The following is an 18156-nucleotide window of genomic DNA, read 5'->3' on the forward strand; positions in this document are numbered from 1 at the left end:
GGATAAGGTTGCCCCGGCGGCGATCCGCCGGAGCAGGGGTCTGGTCAGCCGCAGCGCGGCGTGATGCCGGCTTCCGCGGCGTAGGCCGCCGAATCCTCGGCGATCAGCGGGTCCAGCACCTCGGCATCCGGCTGGATGAAGTCGGTGATGAGCGACCACGTGCCGGTGTCGGCATCCCACTGCTGCAGCCGGGCCATCCCGGCACCGCCGTGGTTTTCGCAGGAAAGCTGGATCGGCTGGCCGAAGCCCGGCAAGCCAAGCTCGGCCATCCGTTCCTCGGAGATGTCCAGCGCCTCGAACCCGTCGCGCAGTTGCGCCGCGTTGATCTGCGGGGTCCCCGCCAGTTCCTGCGCCTTGCTGATCGCCTCGCCGATGATGAGGGCCGCATAGACGCCGCGCGAATAGACGGCCGAGCCGACGAACTGCCCGCCACCCGACGCCTTGCCGGGGTCGATGACATGGGTCTTCAGGTCGTCATAGAACGGGTAGTCGGTGCCCACGCCGTTGAAGGTCAGCGACTTGTAGCCATCCGCGGCTGCGCCTGCGGGCTGCACGTCCACCTCGCCGCCCGACCACCAGATGCCGATGAAGTTTTCCATCGGAAAGCGGATGTTGGCGGCCTCCTGGATGGCGGCCTGGTTCATCACGCCCCAGCCCCACATGATGACGTAGTCGGGCTTTTCGCGGCGGATCTGCAGCCACTGCGATTTCTGTTCCTGGCCGGGTGGATCGACGGGCAGCTCGGTCAGGGTGAAGCCGTGCTTTTCCGACAGGTCCTGAAGGGTGCGGATCGGCTCCTTCCCATAGGCCGAGTTGTGATAGATCAGCGCGATCTTCTTGCCTTCAAGGCTGCCGCCGTTCTCGTCCAGCAGATACTTGATCGCGACCGAAGCGCCGTCCCAGTAGTTCGCGGGGGCGTTGAACACCCACTTGAAGACGTCGCCGTTCTTGGCCGAGGTGCGGCCATAACCGGGGGTGTAGAGCACCTTCTCATCCGCCGCGACCTTCGGGATCAGCTGATAGGTGATCCCGGTGGACATCGGGTTGTAGAGCAGGGCCGCCTCGCTCTTGTTTGCCTCGTAGCACTCGACGCCCTTCTCGGTGTTGTAGGCCGTCTCGCATTCCGGGGTCAGGATCTTCTCGCCGCCGATGCCGCCGTCGCGTTCGTTGATGAGGGTGAAGTAGTCGTTGAAGCCGTCGGCATACTGGTTGCCGTTCCCGGCATAGGGGCCGGTGCGATAGCTCAGATGCGGCACCAGAAGATCGGCCATTGCAGGGCCCGCGGCCATCATGGCGGCGGCGACTGCGGCGGCGAAGCGAAGTTTCATCAGTTTCCTCCCAAGGGGTGTTTGTTGGCGCCGGGCGGACCCCGGTCTTGGTGTTGATGTTCAGTGCGGGAACGGCCACAGCCGCAGTTTTTCCTTGGTCAGCCGCCAGAGCTGCGCGAGGCCATGTGGCTCGACGATCAGGAAGAAGACGATCAGCGCGCCGACGATCATCAGCTCGATATGGGCGGCGAGGTCGGTCGGCCAGCCCATGCCGCCGACCAGCACGTTTTTCAGCAGAACCGGCAGCAGCACCATGAAGGCCGCGCCCGCGAAGCTGCCGAAGACCGAGCCCAAGCCGCCGATGATCACCATGAACAGGATCAGGAAGGACTTGTTGATCCCGAAGGACTCGGACGCCTCGGCCGCGCCCAGATAGACGGCGAAGAACAGCGCCCCGGCGATGCCGATCATGAAGGACGATACCGCGAACGAGGTCAGCTTGGCCGTCAGCGGGTTCACCCCGATGATCTCGGCGGCGATGTCCATGTCGCGGATCGCCATCCATTTGCGGCCCGACGTGCCGCGCGTCAGGTTGCGCGCGAGCCAGGCGAGGATCACCGCGAAGCCGAGGCAGACGAGATACTTGGCCGGTGCCGAGGTCGAGGGGCCGGTCACGAGGACGCCGAACACCGTCCGCTCGGGCATCGTGATCTGGCCCGAGGCCGAGTAGTTGTAGAACCACGGCACCTTGTTGAAGAGCCAGATCAGGAAGAACTGCGCCGCGAGCGTCGAGACGGCGAGGTAGAAGCCCTTGATCCTGAGGCTCGGCAGGCCGAACAGCATCCCGACCAGCGCCGTGACCCCGCCTGCCAGAACGACATGGATCAGGATCGACACGTCCGGGAACATGGTCGTAAGCTTGTAGGTGGCGTATGCCCCCACCGCCATGAACCCGCCGGTCCCCAGCGAGACCTGCCCGGTATAGCCGACGAGAATGTTCAGCCCCAGCGCCGCGATCGCGTAGATCAGAAACGGCACCAGCACCGAGGTCGCCCAGTAGTCGGTGATGACGAACGGCACCACCAGAAAGGCGACCGCCAGCAGCGCCCAGTAGGCCGTCCGGTCGAGGCGCAGCGGAAAGGTCTGGCCGTCCGCCCGGTAGCTGGCCTTGAAGTCGCCGGCTTCACGATAGATCATTGTGCGGTCCTTTCGTGACGGTCGCACCGGGGGTTTTCCACCCCCGGACCCCCGAGGATATTTCCGGACAGAAGATCGGGGCCGGACGCCGGGTCACACACGTTCGATGATCCTTTCGCCGAAGAGGCCCTGCGGCCGGAAGACGAGGAAGATCAGCGCGAGGACATAGGCGAACCAGGTCTCCGTCGCGCCGCCGATCATCGGGCCGACGAAGAACTCGAACAGCTTCTCGCCCACGCCGATGATGAGCCCGCCGACGATTGCGCCGGGGATCGAGGTGAAGCCGCCCAGCATCAGCACCGGCAGCGCCTTGAGCGCGATGAGCGACAGCGAGAACTGCACCCCCGACTTGGTGCCCCACATGATGCCCGCGACCAGCGCCACGAAGCCGGCGATCGACCAGACCATGATCCAGATGAACTGCAGCGAGATGCCCACCGACAGCGCCGCCTGATGGTCGTCGGCGACGGCCCGCATGGCGCGGCCCTGCTTGGTGAACTGGCTGAAGGCGACCAGCGCGGCCACCAGCGCCGTGGCGACGATCGCGGCCCAGATATCCAGCCGGTCGATGAAGAAGCCGTAGCCGGTGAGCTGCGCCGTCCAGGCCTCGGCGGTATCCGAGATGCCCTGCGGCAGTCCCACGTCCAGCGTCTTGACGTCGGCGCCCCACATCACGTCCCCGAAGCCTTCGAGGAAATAGGCAAGCCCGATCGTCGCCATGAAGAGGATGATCGGCTCCTGCCCGACCAGATGGCGCAGCACCAGCTTTTCGATGGCGAGCGCCAGGAGCACCATCACCCCCGCGGTCAGCAGGATCGCCAGCACCGATGGCACCGTCCAGCCGAAGCTGTGCAGGTTGGTGCCGAACATGGCGTTGATGAGATGGGCGAAGGGGATCTGGCCGTTCTGGATGCCCACCAGCGTCAGGGCGGCGAACAGCGCCAGCACGCCCTGCGAGTAGTTGAAGACGCCCGACGCCTTGAAGATCAGCACGAAGCCGAGCGCGACGAGGGCATACATCACCCCGGTCATCAGCCCGTTCATCACCAGTTCGGCGACGTAGAGAAGCTGCTCCATCAGCGGGCGCCCCTTGCAATGAGTTGGTTGGCGTCAGTCATGGGCGACCCCCAGATAGGCGTCGATCACCGCCTGATTGTTGCGCACCTCGTCCGGGGTGCCGTCGCCGATCTTGCGGCCGTAATCCATCACGACCACCCGGTCGCTGAGGTCCATCACCACGCCCATGTCATGCTCGATCAGGGCGATGGTGGTTCCGAACTCGTCGTTCACGTCGAGGATGAAGCGGGACATGTCTTCCTTCTCCTCGACGTTCATGCCGGCCATCGGCTCGTCCAGCAGCAGCAGGTTCGGCTCGGCCGCCAGGGCGCGGGCGAGTTCGACGCGCTTCTTGAGCCCGTAGGGCAGGCGGCCGACCGGAGTCTTGCGGATGTTCTGGATCTCCAGGAAGTCGATGATCTTCTCGACCTTCTCGCGGTGCGCGGTCTCCTCGCGTTCGGCCGCGCCCCGCCAGACCGCCTGTTGCAGCAGGTTCGATTTCATCATCGTCAGCCGGCCGGTCATGATGTTGTCCAGCACCGACATGCCGTCGAACAGGGCGATGTTCTGGAACGTCCGGGCGATGCCCAGCCGGGCGACCTGATAGGGGCGCATCTGCCCGCGCCGCTGGCCCCGGAACCAGACCTCGCCTTCCTGCGGGACGTAGAAGCCCGAAATGACGTTCAGCATCGACGACTTGCCGGCGCCGTTCGGGCCGATGATGGCGCGGATCTCGCCCTCGCGGATGTCGAAGCTGATGTCCTTGATCGCAGTCACGCCGCCGAAGCGCAGGGTGATGTTGCGCAGGTCCATCAGCGTGCCGCCGATCTTGCGGCCATCGGCGGTGATGTAACCGGCCGGGTTTTCCATGATCGTCATTCGGCGGCCACCTTGTGCAGCGGGGTCGGGTCCTTCGCGGAACCGGCCGGGGTGAAGACTCGCGCATCCTCGATCCGCACGGTGGCCTTCAGCCTGCCCTTGCGGCCGTCCTCATAGGTGACCTCGGTTTCGGTGTAGATGCTGTCCTTCCCGTCATAGAGCGCGGCGATCAGGTCGGCGTATTTCTCGCCGATCACCCCGCGCTTGATCTTGCGGGTGCGCGTCATCTCGCCATCGTCGGCGTCGAGTTCCTTGTGCAGCACGAGGAAGCGGCGCACCTGGCAGCCGGACAGCAGCGGGTCGCGCGCGACCGAGGCGTTCACCTCCTCCACATGGGCCCTGATGGTTTCATAGACCTGCGGGTGGCCGGCGAGTTCCTGATAGGACGCATAGGCGATGTTGTTGCGCTCGGCCCAGTTGCCCACCGCCGTCAGGTCGATGTTGATCAGCGCGGTGCAGTAATCGCGGTCGTTGCCGATCACCACCGCCTCGAGGATGTTGGGATAGAACTTCAGCTTGTTCTCGACATACTTCGGCGCGAACATCGTCCCGTCGGCCATCCGGCCCACGTCCTTGACGCGATCGATGATCCGCAGATGCCCGGTGCTTTCCTCGAAGAAGCCGGCGTCCCCGGTGGCGACCCAGCCTTGCGGGTCTTTGGTCGAGGCCGTGCTTTCGGCGTTCTTGTAGTATTCGACGAAGGTGCCGGGGCTGCGGTAGAATACCTCGCCATTGTCGGCGATGCGGACCTCGACCCCCGGCGTGGGCACGCCGACGGTATCGGACTGCACCTGCCCGTCCGGCTGCTGGGTGATGAAGACCGACGCCTCGGTCTGGCCGTAGAGCTGCTTCAGGTTGATCCCGAGACTGCGGTAGAAATCGAAGATCTCGGGCCCGATCGCCTCACCTGCGGTGTAGCCGACGCGGATGCGGGAAAAGCCCAGCGTGTTCTTGAGCGGGCCATAGACGAACAGCTTGCCGAGCTTATAGCGCAGCCGGTCCAGCGCCCCCACGGGCTGGCCGTCCAGCAGGGCCGGGCCGATGCGGCGGGCAAGCGCCATGTAGTGGTCGAACAGCCATTTCTTGAACCGGCCGGCATCCTCCATGCGGATCATCACGCTGGTCAGCTGGCCCTCGAATACGCGCGGCGGGGCGAAGAAATAGGTCGGCCCGATCTCGCGCAGGTCGGTCATCATCGTGTCGGGGCTTTCCGGGCAGTTCACGCAGAACCCGGTCCAGCAGGCCTGCCCGATCGAGAAGATGAAGTCCCCGACCCAGGCCATCGGCAGATAGGCGAGCACGTCCTCGTTCGGCTTCAGCCCGTCGAAGGCCGAGGAGTTGCGCGCCGTCTCGATGATGTTGCGGTTGGACAGCACCACGCCCTTGGGCTTGCCGGTGGTGCCCGAGGTATACAGCATCACGCAGGTGCTGTCGTAATCCAGTTCGGCGATCCGGGCGTCCAGTTCCGCGTCCAGCCGCTGATGGGCGGCGCGGCCTTCGGCCTGCACGTCGCTGAGCCAGTTCATGCGGGTATGGTCGTATTTCCGCATCCCGCGCCTGTCGGTGTAGATGATCTGCTCGACCGAGGTGTCCGCTTCCTCGGCCTCGATGATCTTGTCCACCTGCTCCTGATCGCCGCAGACGACGAAGCGGGCGCCGGAATGGCCGAGCACATAGGCCATCTCGACCGCGACGGCGTCCTGATAGAGCGGCACGGGAATCGCGCCGCACATCTGCGCGGCGATGATCGACCAGTAATGCGCTGGCCGGTTGCGGCCGACGACTGCGACATGATCGCCGCGTTTCAGTCCGAGCGCGAGGAATCCCAGCGCGAGGTCGCGGATTTCTCGCTGCGCCTCGGCCCAGGTCCAGCTTTGCCAGATCCCGAACTCCTTTTCGCGGTAAGCGGGGCGGCCTGCGTAGGTCGCGGCATTCCGCGCGATGAGCGCGGGAATGGACCGCAGGCCCGCCTCGGGCTGCGCGTTGATCTGCATCTGTCCTCCCTCAGACGTGCCACGGGGCGACGTCACGAACCATCCGGGCTCCTCTTCCCTTCCGGTTCCTGCCTGCACCATCATGCGTGATCCTTGCGTGAGTTTTGCCCGAATCCTACAAATTGTTGCAGCGCGAGGGGGCGGCAGGTTGGAGATGACGCAGGATCACAGCGAACTGACGCAGTCGGGGCTCAACCTGATCGCGCAGGCGATCTCGATCTTCGATGCCGATCTGCGGCTGGCGGTGTGCAACCGGCCCTATCAGCAGATGTTCGATCTGCCCGACCGGCTGACCCGATTCGGCACCCGGTTCGAGGATACGATCGACTATCTGGTGCGCCGCGGCGAATATGGCGAGGTCGCCAGCATCGAAGAGGCGGTGCGGGTCCGGGTGGATCAGGCGCGGACCTTCCAGCCGCATTACATCGAGCGGACGCGGCCGAACGGCATGGTCGTCTCGGTCGAGGGGGCGCCGCTGAGTCAGGGCGGCTGGGTCGCGGTCTATACCGACATCACCGGAATCCGGCGGCAGGAAACGCTGCTGCGCGCCCGGTCGGAGGAGCTGTCCGAGCAGTTGCTGGCCCATGCCGAGCGGCTGTCGGCGGCGAACCGGGCGCTCGCCGCCTCGAACGCGGCCCTGCGGGAGGCCAAGCGGATCGTCACCGAATCCGAGGCGCGGACCCGGCAGGTGACGGAGATGGTGCCCGCCCATATCGCCCATGTGGACCGGGATTACCGCTATACCTTCTCCAACAACCAGCTTGGCGCGGTGTTCCCCGGCGCCGGGACGGCGGGGGGGATCGTTGGCCGCGCCGCGCCCGATCTGCTGGGAGAGGAGACGTTTTCCCGCATCCGCCCGCATCTGGACTGCGCGCTTGCCGGGCAGCCGCAGGTGTTCGAGATGACGCACCCGCCGACCGGGCGGCGCATCCGCATCGCCTTCAACCCCGACCGCGCGGGGGGCGGCGCCTATGTCCTGTCAACGGATGTCACGGCCGAGGTCGAGGCGCGCGAGGCACTGACCCACACGGCCCGCCGCGCGGTGGCGGCGCAGATGACCTCGGGCCTCGCGCATGACTTCGGCAACCTGATGACGATCATCCTCGGGCTCCAGGGGCGGCTGGCGAAATCCGACTTGGCCCCCGCCGCCGCGGCTGACGTGCAGGCGACGCGGGCGGCAGCGGAGCGGGGCGCGGCGCTGCTGAACCGGATTGCGACGATCACCGGCCCGCGTTCGCTGACGCCGCAGGCAGTGGACCTGCCGGAGCTTCTGGGCGGGCTGGCGGCGATGGCGCGCCCCTCTCTGGGTCCGGGGGTGGAGCTTGCCCTTGCCTGCGACCTGCCGCCGGGGCCGCTGCTGCTGGACCCCGGCTCGCTTCAGGATTCGCTGCTGAACCTGCTGCTGAACGCGCATGAGGCGATGGCGGGGCAGGGCCAAATCGACCTGACCGCGCGGGCGGCGGGCGACTGGATCGAGATCACCGTGAGGGATAGCGGGCCCGGCTTCAACGGGACCACGCTGAAGCGGGCGACCGAGCCGTTTTTCACCACCAAGGCCGGGCAGGGCTGGGGGCTGGGGCTGCCGATGGTCTATGACCAGACCAAGCTTGCCGGCGGCACGCTGCGGCTGGAGAACGCGCCCGGACGGGGCGCGCGGGTCCGCATCCGCCTGCCGCGGCGCCCGGCCACGCCGCGCATGACGCTGCTGGTGGACGATGACGACCGGGTGCGGGAAAGCGTGCGCGAGATGCTGACGGCGCTCGGCCACGCGGTGATCGAGGCCGGATCGCTGGCCGAGGCGCGGGCGCTGACCGATCTGCCGGGGCTGTCGCTGATTCTGTCGGACCTGCAACTGGGCGACGGGCGCGGCGCCGATCTGGCTGGCACCGGCCTGCCGCTGCTGCTGATGACGGCGCTGCCGCCGGACGATCCCGACCGGGCGGGGCTTGCCGCGCCGGTCCTGACCAAACCCTTCCTCGCGGCCGAGCTTGCCGCCCAGCTTGAAAGGCTGCCGGTTGACGAGTGACGCCCCCCTGATCGCGATTCTGGACGACGAGCCCGAAATCCGCCGCCTTCTCGCCTCGGCGCTGGAGGATGCGGGCTTCCGCACCGCAAGCTTTGCCCGCGCGACGGAATTCGAGGCGGCGCTTCGGCGGATGACCCCCGACGCCTGCCTGATCGATCTGGGCCTGCCCGACCGCGACGGGTTGGCGCTGGTCCACCGGCTGGCGACCCAGTCGGGCACGGCGATCATCATCATCTCGGGCCGGGCCCAGGTGCAGGACCGGGTGACGGGGCTGGAACTCGGCGCCGACGACTACGTGACCAAGCCCTTCGACCCGGCCGAGGTGGTGGCCCGCATCCGCGCCCGCCTCCGCAAGCCCGCGCGCGAGGCCGTCCGCACCGAAAGCCAGAGAGCCCGTTTTTCCGGCTGGACCGCCGATTTCGACCGCTACACCGTGACATCTCCGGACGGCGGCGAAGCGCCGCTGAGCCATGCGGAATCGGAAATGCTGCGCATGTTCCTGGACAGCCCGCGCCGGCTCGTCACCCGCGCGCAGATGCTGGAGCAGCTGGGCGGCACGGCGGGCGACAGCTTCGACCGGGCGATGGACGTGCGTGTCTCGCGCCTGCGGACCAAACTGGGCGAGGACACGAAGAACCCGCGCCTCATCAAGACGATCTACGGCGCGGGCTATATCTTCCTGTCCGAGGTGGAATGGGGCTGACGCCGCGTTCCCGCCCGTGCGCGGCAGGCGGGGATATTGCGGCCCGGCCGGGCAGGCGCGAAGATGCCGCGATAAACAGGAGGCATGCCATGCTCGCCGGGCAGATGATGTATCAACCGCTATCGATCGCGTCCCTGATCGACCACGCCGCCCGCTATCACGGCGGCACCGAGATCGTCTCGGCCCTGACCGAAGGCGGGTTCGAGCGGACGAGCTGGGCGCAGGTGGCCGAAAACGCCCGGCGGCTCGCCTCGGCGCTGACCCACCGGGGGATGCAGCGCGGCGACCGCATCGGCACGCTCGCCTGGAACAACCGCCGCCATCTGGAGCTTTACTTCGGCGTTCCCGGCGGCGGGATGGTCTGCCACACGATCAACCCGCGCCTCTCGCCGGAGCAGATGGCCTATATCATCGATCACGCGGGCGACCGGATGCTGTTCATCGAGCGGACCTTCGTGCCGCTGATCGCGCCGATGCGCGAGAAGCTGACAAAGCTGCGCGGCGTCGTGGTCATGGGGCCGCGCGACCCCGAAAGCGCCGCGCAGCTTCCGGGCGTGCTGTTCCACGACGAGCTGTTGGCCGAGGGCGATCCGGGCTTCGCCTGGGCCGGGGTGGACGAGAACGATCCCTCCTCGCTCTGCTATACCTCCGGCACCACCGGCAATCCCAAGGGGGTGCTCTATACCCACCGTTCGACCCTGCTGCACGCCTTGGGCGCGAACCAGCCGGACGGGATGGGGATCGGCGCCGCCGACAGCGTGATGCCGGTCGTGCCGATGTTCCACGTCAACGCCTGGGGGGTGCCCTACATGGCCGCACTTGCCGGGGCGCGGTTGGTGATGCCCGGACCACGGCTCGACGGTGAAAGCCTCGCCCGGCTGATCGAGGATGAGAGGGTCACGATGGCCGCCGGAGTGCCGACGATCTGGCTGGGCCTGCTGAACGCGATGGAGGCGAACGGCATGGAAAAGACCAGCCTGCGCCGGACGGTCGTGGGCGGCTCGGCCCTGCCGCCGTCGATGCGCGCGGCCTTCCGCGACCGCCACGGGGTGCAGCTCGTCCACGCATGGGGCATGACCGAGACCAGCCCGCTCGGCACGATGAACGCGCCGCTCGCCAAGCATCTGGACCTGCCGTTCGAGGAACAGGACCGGACCGGCAACGGGCAGGGGCGGCCGCTGTTCGGGATCGAGCTGCGGGTAGTCGATGCGCAGGGCCGCATTCTGCCAAATGACGGCGAGACCGAGGGGCAGTTGCAGATCCGAGGCCACTGGATCGTCAGTCAATATTACGGCCAGGACGGGTCCGCCCTGACCGTCGATGGCTGGTTCGACACGGGCGACGTCGCCACCATCGACGCCGACGGCTACATGGTCATCCGCGACCGGGCCAAGGACATCATCAAGTCGGGCGGCGAGTGGATCTCCACCGTCGATCTGGAAAACATCGCCGTCTCGCACCCCAAGGTCGCGAACGCGGCGGCCATCGCCGCGCGGCATCCCAAATGGGACGAGCGCCCGGTGATCTGCGCCATACGCCGCCCCAGCGTGGAGCTGACCGAGGAAGAGTTGCTGGCCCATTACGACGGCAAGGTGCCGCGCTGGCAGCGGCCCGACCGGGTGATCTTCGTGGACAGCCTGCCCATCGGCGCGACCGGCAAGGTCGTCAAGGCGAGCCTGCGCGAGGACTATGGCGACGTGTTATGGGACGATGCGATGAAGGAACTCGACGCCGAGATGACGCAGGGTCGGGGTTGAGCGTCCCGCAATGAAAAAGGGGCGCCGCGCGGCGCCCCTTTGAGGTTCGATGCGGCAGAATCAGGCGTCCTGCTCGACCTCCGTGTCCCAGCCCGAGATCTGCTTGGAGTCCATGAACTCCTCCAGCCCCCAGACTCCGCCCTCGCGGGCGCGGCCGGACGCCTTGACGCCGCCGAAGGCCGAGCCGCGGCCGCGGCCCATGCCGTTGGTTTCGACCATCCCCGCCCGCAGCTGCCGGGCAAGCCGGTTGCGGCGGGCGCCGTCCTGCGTCTGGACGTAGTTGGTCAGGCCGTAGATCGTGTCGTTGGCGATCTCCACGGCCTCTTCCTCGCTGTCAAAGGGCATGATCGACAGCACCGGGCCGAAGATCTCCTGCCGGGCGATGGTCATGTCGTTGGTGACGTCTGCGAACACCGTCGGGCGCACGAAATAGCCGCGATTCACGCCTTCGGGCAGGCCGGGGCCGCCGGCGACCAGACGGGCGCCCTCGTCGATGCCCTTCTGGATCAGGTCCTGGATCTTCTCCCACTGCTGCTTGCTGACGACCGGGCCGATATGGGGGCCTTCGTCATGGGCGCTGCCGACCTTCGTCTGTTCGGCGACCTTCTTCGCGGTCTCGATCGCCTGTTCGTAGAACGGGCGTTCGACCAGCATCCGGGTCGGCGCGTTGCAGGACTGGCCGGAGTTGTGGAACACGTGCCGCGTCCCGCGCGTCACCGCCTTTTCGTCGGCATCGGCGAAGACGATGTTCGCGCCCTTGCCGCCCAGCTCCAGCGCGACCTTCTTCACGGTGTCGGCGGCGGCCTTGGTGATGGCGATTCCGGCGCGGGTCGAGCCGGTGAACGAGATCATGTCCACGTCCGGGTGCGTCGAAAGCTGCGTGCCGACCCCGGTGCCGTCGCCGTTCACGAGGTTGAAGACGCCCTTCGGCAGCCCGGCCTCGTCCAACACCTCGGCGAAGACCATCGAGGAGATCGGCGCGATCTCGGACGGCTTCAGCACGACCGTGTTGCCGGCGAGGATTGCGGGGATCACCTTCAGCGTGACCTGATTCATCGGCCAGTTCCACGGCGTGATGAGGCCGACGACGCCGATCGGCTCCCACGCGACCATGCTGCCGGGGGCGTGATCGCCCAGCGGGCGCATGAACTCGAAATCGCGGAAGGCGGTGATGAACGTCTCGATGTGATACGAGCCGGCACCCGCCTGATCGGTCCGCGCCATGGCGGTCGGCGCGCCCATCTCGGAGGTCATGGCGTCGCCGATGTCGTTGCTGCGCTTCTTGTAGATCTCGAGGATCTTCTCGACATGGGCCAGCCGTTCGGCCGGAGGGGTGGCGGACCAGGACGGGAAAGCGGCCTTGGCGGCCGCGACGGCCCGGTCGGTGTCGGCCTGCGCGCCCAGCGAGATGACGGCGAAGGGCTCTTCGGTCGAGGGGTCGATCACGTCCAGATCGTTCGCCTTCGCCGGCTCGACCCAGGCGCCGTCAATGTAGAATTTGCGGTAATCGGCCAGTTCAGGCATGTCGCAACGCTCCTCACTTGCGGGTTTGCCGGAGCCTGTCACTGCGGTGGCGTGGGCGCAAGGGCGGGCGCGTCGGCGATCTGGCGTGCGGAACCGGCAGAAACATGACGCAGCCGGGGGTTCCAAAAGGACGGCGCGAGAGTATCCTTCCCGCGCCCGAGCAACAGGAGCTTCAGATGAGCGTGCGGATCAACGACACGGCGCCGGATTTCACGGCCGAGACGACCGAAGGCCCGATCAGCTTCCATGAATGGATCGGCGACGGCTACGCCGTCCTGTTCAGCCATCCCCGCGCCTTCACGCCCGTCTGCACGACCGAGCTTGGCACCGTCGCCCGGCTGGTGCCCGAGTTCGAGAAGCGGAACGCCAAGGTGCTCGGCGTTTCGGTGGACAGCAACGACGACCACCTGAAATGGAAACGCGACATCGCCGAGGTTGCGGGCGTTCCCGCCGACTTCGCGATCGTGGACGACACCTCGCTGAAGGTCTCGAAGCTGTACGACATGCTGCCCGCCGAGCATTACCTGCCGAGCGAGGGCCGCACGCCGCAGCATTCCGCGACGGTGCGGACGGTGTTCATCATCGCGCCGGACAAGAAGGTGCGGCTGACGATGGCCTATCCGATGTCGGTGGGCCGCAACTTCGCCGAGATCATCCGCGCGCTCGACGCCATTCAGGCGACCGACGGTGCCCCGATCTCCACCCCCGCCGACTGGCGACAGGGCGAAGACGTGATCGTCGCCACCTCCCTGAACGACGAACAGGCCGAGGCGAAGTTCGGGAAGATGGAAAAGAAGCTGCCGTATCTGCGCTACGTGAAAGCGCCCGAGACGGTCTGACAAGCCGGGGGCGGCCTGGCCGCCCCGGCACCAGCCAGCTATTCAGGAGAAACTCGGCCGATGCCCCTCGCCTTGCCGGAAACCGGCGCCCGTGCCCTCGTCGCGGGGCATTTCTCGACCGTTGGCGACATTGAAGTGCTGCGCCACGTGGAGAGTCGGCTGCACAGGCTGGAAGTGCCGTTCGATGTGGCGCCATATACGCTGGATCTGCTGGGATTCGATCCGTCCTGGGTCGAGGCGAGCACTCTCGACCCGGCTGCCTTCACGCATCTGATCGTCGTCTGCGGCCCCTATGGTCCCGACTATCCGGTGAAATACCCGCATATCTTTGACCGGTTCCGCCACTGCACGCATGTCGGGATCAATCTGACGATGGTGGCCCCGCTGGCCGACTGCAACCCGTTCGACGCGCTGCTGGAGCGCGACAGCGATCGGACGGTGCGCCCCGACCTGAGCTTCCTGCTGGACGTGCCGAAGGTGCCAGTTGTGGGCCTGTGTCTGGCCCGCTCGCAGCGGGAATATGGGGCGCGCCAGCTGCATGACCAGGCAGAGTCTCGTCTGCGTGCGCTGCTGCGCCGGGCCGGTGCGGCGGTCGTCGAACTGGACACCACCGTGCCGCGATCCGCGAACCGGACGGGTATCGGAACGCCCGCGGAATTCGAGTCCGTCTGCGCGCGGCTGGACGCGCTGGTGACGACGCGCCTGCATGGCACCGTGCTGGCGCTGAAGAATGGTGTGCCGGTTCTGGCCGTCGATGCGATCGCAGGGCGCGACAAGGTGACGAGGCAGGCCGAGTTGCTGGGCTGGCCCGAAATCCATGCGCTGGACAGCATCTCCGATGCCGACCTCGATCTGGCCTTGGCCCGGTGCATGGACCCATCGGCCACCGGACGCGCCTCAGCCTGCGCCGCGTTTGCGCGCGAGTTGCTGGCCGGTCACGACGAGGCTTTCGCTGCGGCTCTCGATGCCGAGGCGCGGCCGGAAAGGCGACCGCCGGTCGCATCCGGCAAGGGCCGGCTCAGCCAGATTGCCGCGCGCTACAGACACTGGAAACGGCAGCGGTTTCCGCGGCGATAGCTGCTCGCACCACTCCGACACCCCGCGTGGCCTGCGGAGCCGCGAATGCAAAATCAAACCCCGGCCACTTGGACCGGGGTTCGCGTTCGTCGGGCAGGGCCGATCACTCGGCCTGCGCTTCGTCCTTCTTCTCGGGGGCGATTTCCTCGCCGGTCTCCTGATCGACCATCTTCATGCCGAGGCGGACCTTGCCGCGATCGTCAAAGCCGAGCAGCTTGACCTTCACTTCCTGGCCCTCCTTCAGGATCTCGTTCGGATGCTGAAGGCGCTTGCCCGAGATCTGGCTGACATGGACCAGCCCGTCGCGCTTGCCGAAGAAGTTCACGAAAGCGCCGAAATCGACCAGCTTGACGACCTTGCCGGTGTAGATCTTGCCCTCTTCCGGCTCGGCCACGATCGAATAGATCATGTCATGCGCCTTCTTGATGGAATCGGCGTTGGCCGAGGCGATCTTGATGGTGCCGTCGTCGTTGATGTCGACCTTGGCGCCCGAGGTTTCCACGATCTCGCGGATGACCTTGCCGCCCGAGCCGATCACTTCGCGGATCTTGTCGGTCGGGATGGTCATCGTCTCGATGCGCGGGGCGTGGGCCGAGAATTCGCGGCGGCCTTCCTTCAGGGCCTTCGCCATCTCGCTCAGGATGTGCATCCGGCCGTCCTTGGCCTGCGCCAGGGCCTGCTCCATGATCGCGGGGGTGATCCCCTGGACCTTGATGTCCATCTGCAGCGAGGTGATGCCGTTTTCCGTCCCGGCGACCTTGAAGTCCATGTCGCCGAGGTGATCCTCGTCGCCGAGGATGTCGGTCAGCACGGCCCAGTTGTCGGCGTCTTCCAGGATCAGGCCCATGGCCACGCCCGCGACCGGGGCCTTCAGCGGAACGCCCGCATCCATCATCGACAGCGAACCGCCGCAGACCGACGCCATCGAGGACGAGCCGTTCGATTCGGTGATCTCGGACACGACGCGGATGGTGTAGGGGAAGTCGGTCGGGCTGGGCAGAACCGCCTGAAGCGCGCGCCATGCCAGCTTGCCGTGGCCGATCTCGCGACGGCCGGGCGAGCCCACGCGGCCCACTTCGCCGACCGAATAGGGCGGGAAGTTGTAATGCAGCATGAAGTTCGACCGGAAGTTGCCGTGCAGCGCGTCGATGAACTGCTCGTCATCGCCGGTGCCCAGCGTCACGACCGCCAGCGCCTGCGTCTCACCGCGGGTGAACAGCGCCGAGCCGTGGGTGCGCGGCAGGAAGCCCACTTCGGAGTCGATGGCGCGGATGGTGCGGGTGTCGCGGCCGTCGATCCGGGCGCCGCCCTTGATGATGTCGCCGCGCAGAATGCCGGATTCCAGCTTCTTCAGCGCCGAGCCGAGATTCGGGTCGGCCAGCTCTTCTTCGGACAGAGCCGCCACGACCGATTCGCGGACGGCCTGGATCGCGTCGCGGCGATCGGACTTGTCGATGATCGCGTAAGCCGCCCGCATTCCCTCCTCGCCCAGCGATTTCACGCGGGCATAAAGCTCGGAATAGTCGGGCGAGCGGAACTCGAAGGGCTCGTTGGCGGCTTCCTCGGCCAGTTCGACGATCAGGTCGATGACCGGCTGCATCTGTTCGTGGCCGAACTTGACGGCGCCGAGCATCTCTTCCTCGGACAGCTCATAGGCTTCCGATTCGACCATCATCACCGCGTCGCGGGTGCCGGCGACGACCAGATCGAGCCGCTGCTCGGGGTTGGCGCGCAGGTTGTCCATGTCCTGAACTTCGGGGTTCAGCACGTATTCGCCATCGACGAAGCCGACGCGCGCGGCGCCGATCGGACCCATGAAGGGCACGCCCGAAATGGTCAGCGCGGCCGAGGCGGCGATCATCGCCACGATGTCGGGATCGTTGACGAGGTCATGGCTCAGCACCGTGCACATGACCAGAACTTCGTGCTTGAAGCCGGGCGCGAACAGCGGCCGCACGGGGCGGTCGATCAGGCGCGAGGTCAGCGTCTCTTTCTCGGTCGGACGGCCTTCGCGCTTGAAGAAACCGCCGGGGATCTTGCCGGCGGCGTAGAATTTTTCCTGGTAGTGGACGGTCAGGGGGAAGAAGTCCTGGCCGGGCTTGGGTTCCTTGGCGAAGGTCACGTTGGCCATCACCGAGGTTTCGCCCAGCGTGGCGATCACCGATCCGTCAGCCTGACGGGCAACCTTGCCCGTTTCCAGCGTGAGCGTTTCCTGCCCCCACTGGATGGATTTTTTCACTTCATCGAACATCTGGTTTCCTCTGGGCGGCGCCAGCCCTCTGGTCGCGCCCGTTCATATGGCGGCCCCATTGCCGCCGCCCCCTATCCTTTGCATGCGGCCGGGGGCTGGCCTCACGTCGCAGATTGTGCGCCCTTACACGAAAAGCGGGATCGTGGAAAGTATCTCATTGGCCGGCTGGCCGAATAACGAAAAATGCCCGCAGCTTTCGCAGCGGGCATTCAGGTTCGTCATCTCGCGGGGTTCAGCGGCGCAGGCCCAGACGCCCGATCAGGCTGGTGTAGCGCGCCTCGTCCTTGGCCTTCAGGTAGTCCAGCAGCTTGCGGCGCTGCGCGACCATCATCAGAAGGCCACGGCGCGAGTGGTTGTCCTTCTTGTGGGTCTTGAAATGCTCGGTCAGCGTCGCGATGCGCGAGCTGAGGACCGCCACCTGAACCTCGGGCGAGCCGGTGTCGCCGGGCTTCGTGGCGTATTCGCCCATGACGCGGGCTTTTTCTTCGACGGTGATCGACATCGGGGTCTCCTGTGCAAAGGGGTGATGGCGCAGGCCGGGATGTCGTCCAGCACTGGCCCGTGGAGGGGTGTCCGCCGGAATCGCTCCGAAGGATCGGCGGGACATAGAGCAAGTCGGGGGAGATGAAAAGCCCTCAGGCGGCGCGCAGGGCGGTCAGGATGACGTCCCGCGGGTCGATGCCCTCGGCGTTCAGCACGCGGGCGATGGCGACGCCGTCGAGCCGCAGCAGGGCCGAGCCGTCGCCGTCGCGCTCCATCGTCAACTCGGCGCCTTGCGGGTAGCCGGCGGGCAGCGTGACCTCGATCCGATCGTCGTCGGCGTCGAAGTCGCCGAGGATCGGCACGTTCCCGGCTTCCAGCGTCAGGCGGAACAGGTCGCTGCCCGTGCCGCCCTCGGCGAAGTCGCCGCTGCCGGGGGCGAGCGTGTCGTCGCCCTCGCCGCCATGCAGCCAGTCGGGGTCGTCATCGTCGGCCCCAAGCAGCAGGTCGTTGCCGAGTCCGCCGTCCAGATCGTCGGAGCCCGCGCCGCCGCTGAGCGTGTCGTCGCCCGCGTTGCCGCCGAGCCAGTCATCCCCTTCGCCGCCCTCCAGCCAGTCGTCGCCGTCGCCGCCGAACATGGTGTCGTCGCCCGCGCCGCCCAGCAGGCTGTCGTCGTTGTTCTGGCCGGCGATGTAGTCGCCGCCGTCGCCGCCCAGGATGGTGTCGCGCCCGCCGGGGCCGTAATCGTCATCGCCCATCAGCGTATCGCTGCCCGCGCCGCCGAGGATCAGGTCGTCGCCCTGCGCCCCGCGGATGTCGTCGTCGCCGCCGTGACCTGCGAGGATGTCATCGCCGAGGGTGCCATAGATCCAGTCGGCATCTTCGGTGCCGTCCTGCCGGGCGGGTTCGGGCAACGGCTCCGGGTCGGGCGGGGGCTCGGGCGGGCCGTTCGTGTCGGGACCCTCGCCGGGGCGGAGGGCTTCGTCCTCCTCCTCCTCGGTGGTGGACGCGGAAAGGCCGGTCGGGTCAAGCGCGAGGCCCGCCAGCAGCAGCCCCATCATTCCACTGATCAACAACATCGTGACCGCCCCGTTCAGCAACGCTC

At 66.9% G+C, this 18156-nt stretch carries 14 protein-coding genes; 5 read left to right on the top strand and 9 right to left on the bottom strand.

The window, feature by feature from the left end; all coding sequences use genetic code 11:
- Positions 1-44 precede the first annotated feature (44 nt).
- The 5 genes from KTN05_RS05095 to KTN05_RS05115 form a co-directional block, all read right to left on the bottom strand.
- Positions 45-1328 (bottom strand): ABC transporter substrate-binding protein, encoded by a 1284-nt coding sequence (locus tag KTN05_RS05095; RefSeq protein WP_217328296.1) that lies wholly within the window; start codon positions 1326-1328, stop codon positions 45-47.
- Positions 1329-1388: 60 nt separating this feature from the next.
- The gene (locus KTN05_RS05100) at positions 1389-2465 is read right to left on the bottom strand and encodes a branched-chain amino acid ABC transporter permease (RefSeq protein WP_217328297.1); all 1077 of its coding nucleotides are present in this window, start codon (positions 2463-2465) and stop codon (positions 1389-1391) included.
- 93 nt (positions 2466-2558) lie between these two features.
- Positions 2559-3542 (bottom strand): branched-chain amino acid ABC transporter permease, encoded by a 984-nt coding sequence (locus KTN05_RS05105; protein WP_371823278.1) that lies wholly within the window; start codon positions 3540-3542, stop codon positions 2559-2561.
- A 33-nt stretch (positions 3543-3575) separates the two neighbouring features.
- On the bottom strand, positions 3576-4391 hold the full coding sequence (locus KTN05_RS05110; protein ID WP_217328337.1) for an ABC transporter ATP-binding protein: 816 nt from the start codon (positions 4389-4391) through the stop codon (positions 3576-3578).
- A gap of 5 nt (positions 4392-4396) precedes the next feature.
- Entirely contained in the window at positions 4397-6394 is a 1998-nt protein-coding gene (locus KTN05_RS05115) for an AMP-binding protein (RefSeq protein ID WP_217328298.1), read from the bottom strand.
- Positions 6395-6548: 154 nt separating this feature from the next.
- Here KTN05_RS05115 and KTN05_RS05120 point away from each other — a divergent pair, with 154 nt between their 5' ends.
- The 3 genes from KTN05_RS05120 (at position 6549) to KTN05_RS05130 (ending at position 10880) form a co-directional block, all read left to right on the top strand.
- Positions 6549-8420, top strand: coding sequence for a PAS-domain containing protein (locus KTN05_RS05120; protein ID WP_217328299.1), 1872 nt, complete (start codon positions 6549-6551; stop codon positions 8418-8420).
- Positions 8410-9123, top strand: coding sequence for a response regulator transcription factor (locus KTN05_RS05125; RefSeq protein WP_217328300.1), 714 nt, complete (start codon positions 8410-8412; stop codon positions 9121-9123). Before KTN05_RS05120 ends, KTN05_RS05125 begins: the two co-directional genes overlap by 11 nt.
- A gap of 107 nt (positions 9124-9230) precedes the next feature.
- Complete coding sequence (locus tag KTN05_RS05130; RefSeq protein WP_217328301.1) at positions 9231-10880, top strand: long-chain fatty acid--CoA ligase; 1650 nt, start codon at positions 9231-9233, stop codon at positions 10878-10880.
- Between the two features lie 60 nt (positions 10881-10940).
- On the opposite strand, the gene KTN05_RS05135 is transcribed toward KTN05_RS05130, so the two are convergent.
- Positions 10941-12395, bottom strand: coding sequence for an aldehyde dehydrogenase family protein (locus KTN05_RS05135; protein WP_217328338.1), 1455 nt, complete (start codon positions 12393-12395; stop codon positions 10941-10943).
- Positions 12396-12580: 185 nt separating this feature from the next.
- On the opposite strand from KTN05_RS05135, the gene KTN05_RS05140 reads away from it, so the two are divergent.
- Positions 12581-13243, top strand: a complete 663-nt coding sequence (locus KTN05_RS05140; RefSeq protein ID WP_217328302.1) for a peroxiredoxin — start codon at positions 12581-12583, stop codon at positions 13241-13243.
- Between the two features lie 60 nt (positions 13244-13303).
- On the top strand, positions 13304-14320 hold the full coding sequence (locus tag KTN05_RS05145) for a polysaccharide pyruvyl transferase family protein (RefSeq protein WP_217328303.1): 1017 nt from the start codon (positions 13304-13306) through the stop codon (positions 14318-14320).
- Positions 14321-14423: 103 nt separating this feature from the next.
- Here the strand turns inward: KTN05_RS05145 and pnp are convergent, their stop codons facing one another.
- The 3 genes from pnp to KTN05_RS05160 form a co-directional block, all read right to left on the bottom strand.
- Entirely contained in the window at positions 14424-16571 is a 2148-nt protein-coding gene (pnp, locus tag KTN05_RS05150) for a polyribonucleotide nucleotidyltransferase (protein WP_217328304.1), read from the bottom strand.
- 232 nt (positions 16572-16803) lie between these two features.
- Positions 16804-17073 (bottom strand): 30S ribosomal protein S15, encoded by a 270-nt coding sequence (gene rpsO, locus KTN05_RS05155; RefSeq protein ID WP_217328305.1) that lies wholly within the window; start codon positions 17071-17073, stop codon positions 16804-16806.
- Between the two features lie 133 nt (positions 17074-17206).
- Positions 17207-18112, bottom strand: a complete 906-nt coding sequence (locus KTN05_RS05160) for a calcium-binding protein (RefSeq protein ID WP_254367994.1) — start codon at positions 18110-18112, stop codon at positions 17207-17209.
- Positions 18113-18156: the final 44 nt, after the last annotated feature.

This window comes from Paracoccus sp. Z118 (genome assembly GCF_019061185.1).
Lineage (GTDB): Bacteria > Pseudomonadota > Alphaproteobacteria > Rhodobacterales > Rhodobacteraceae > Paracoccus.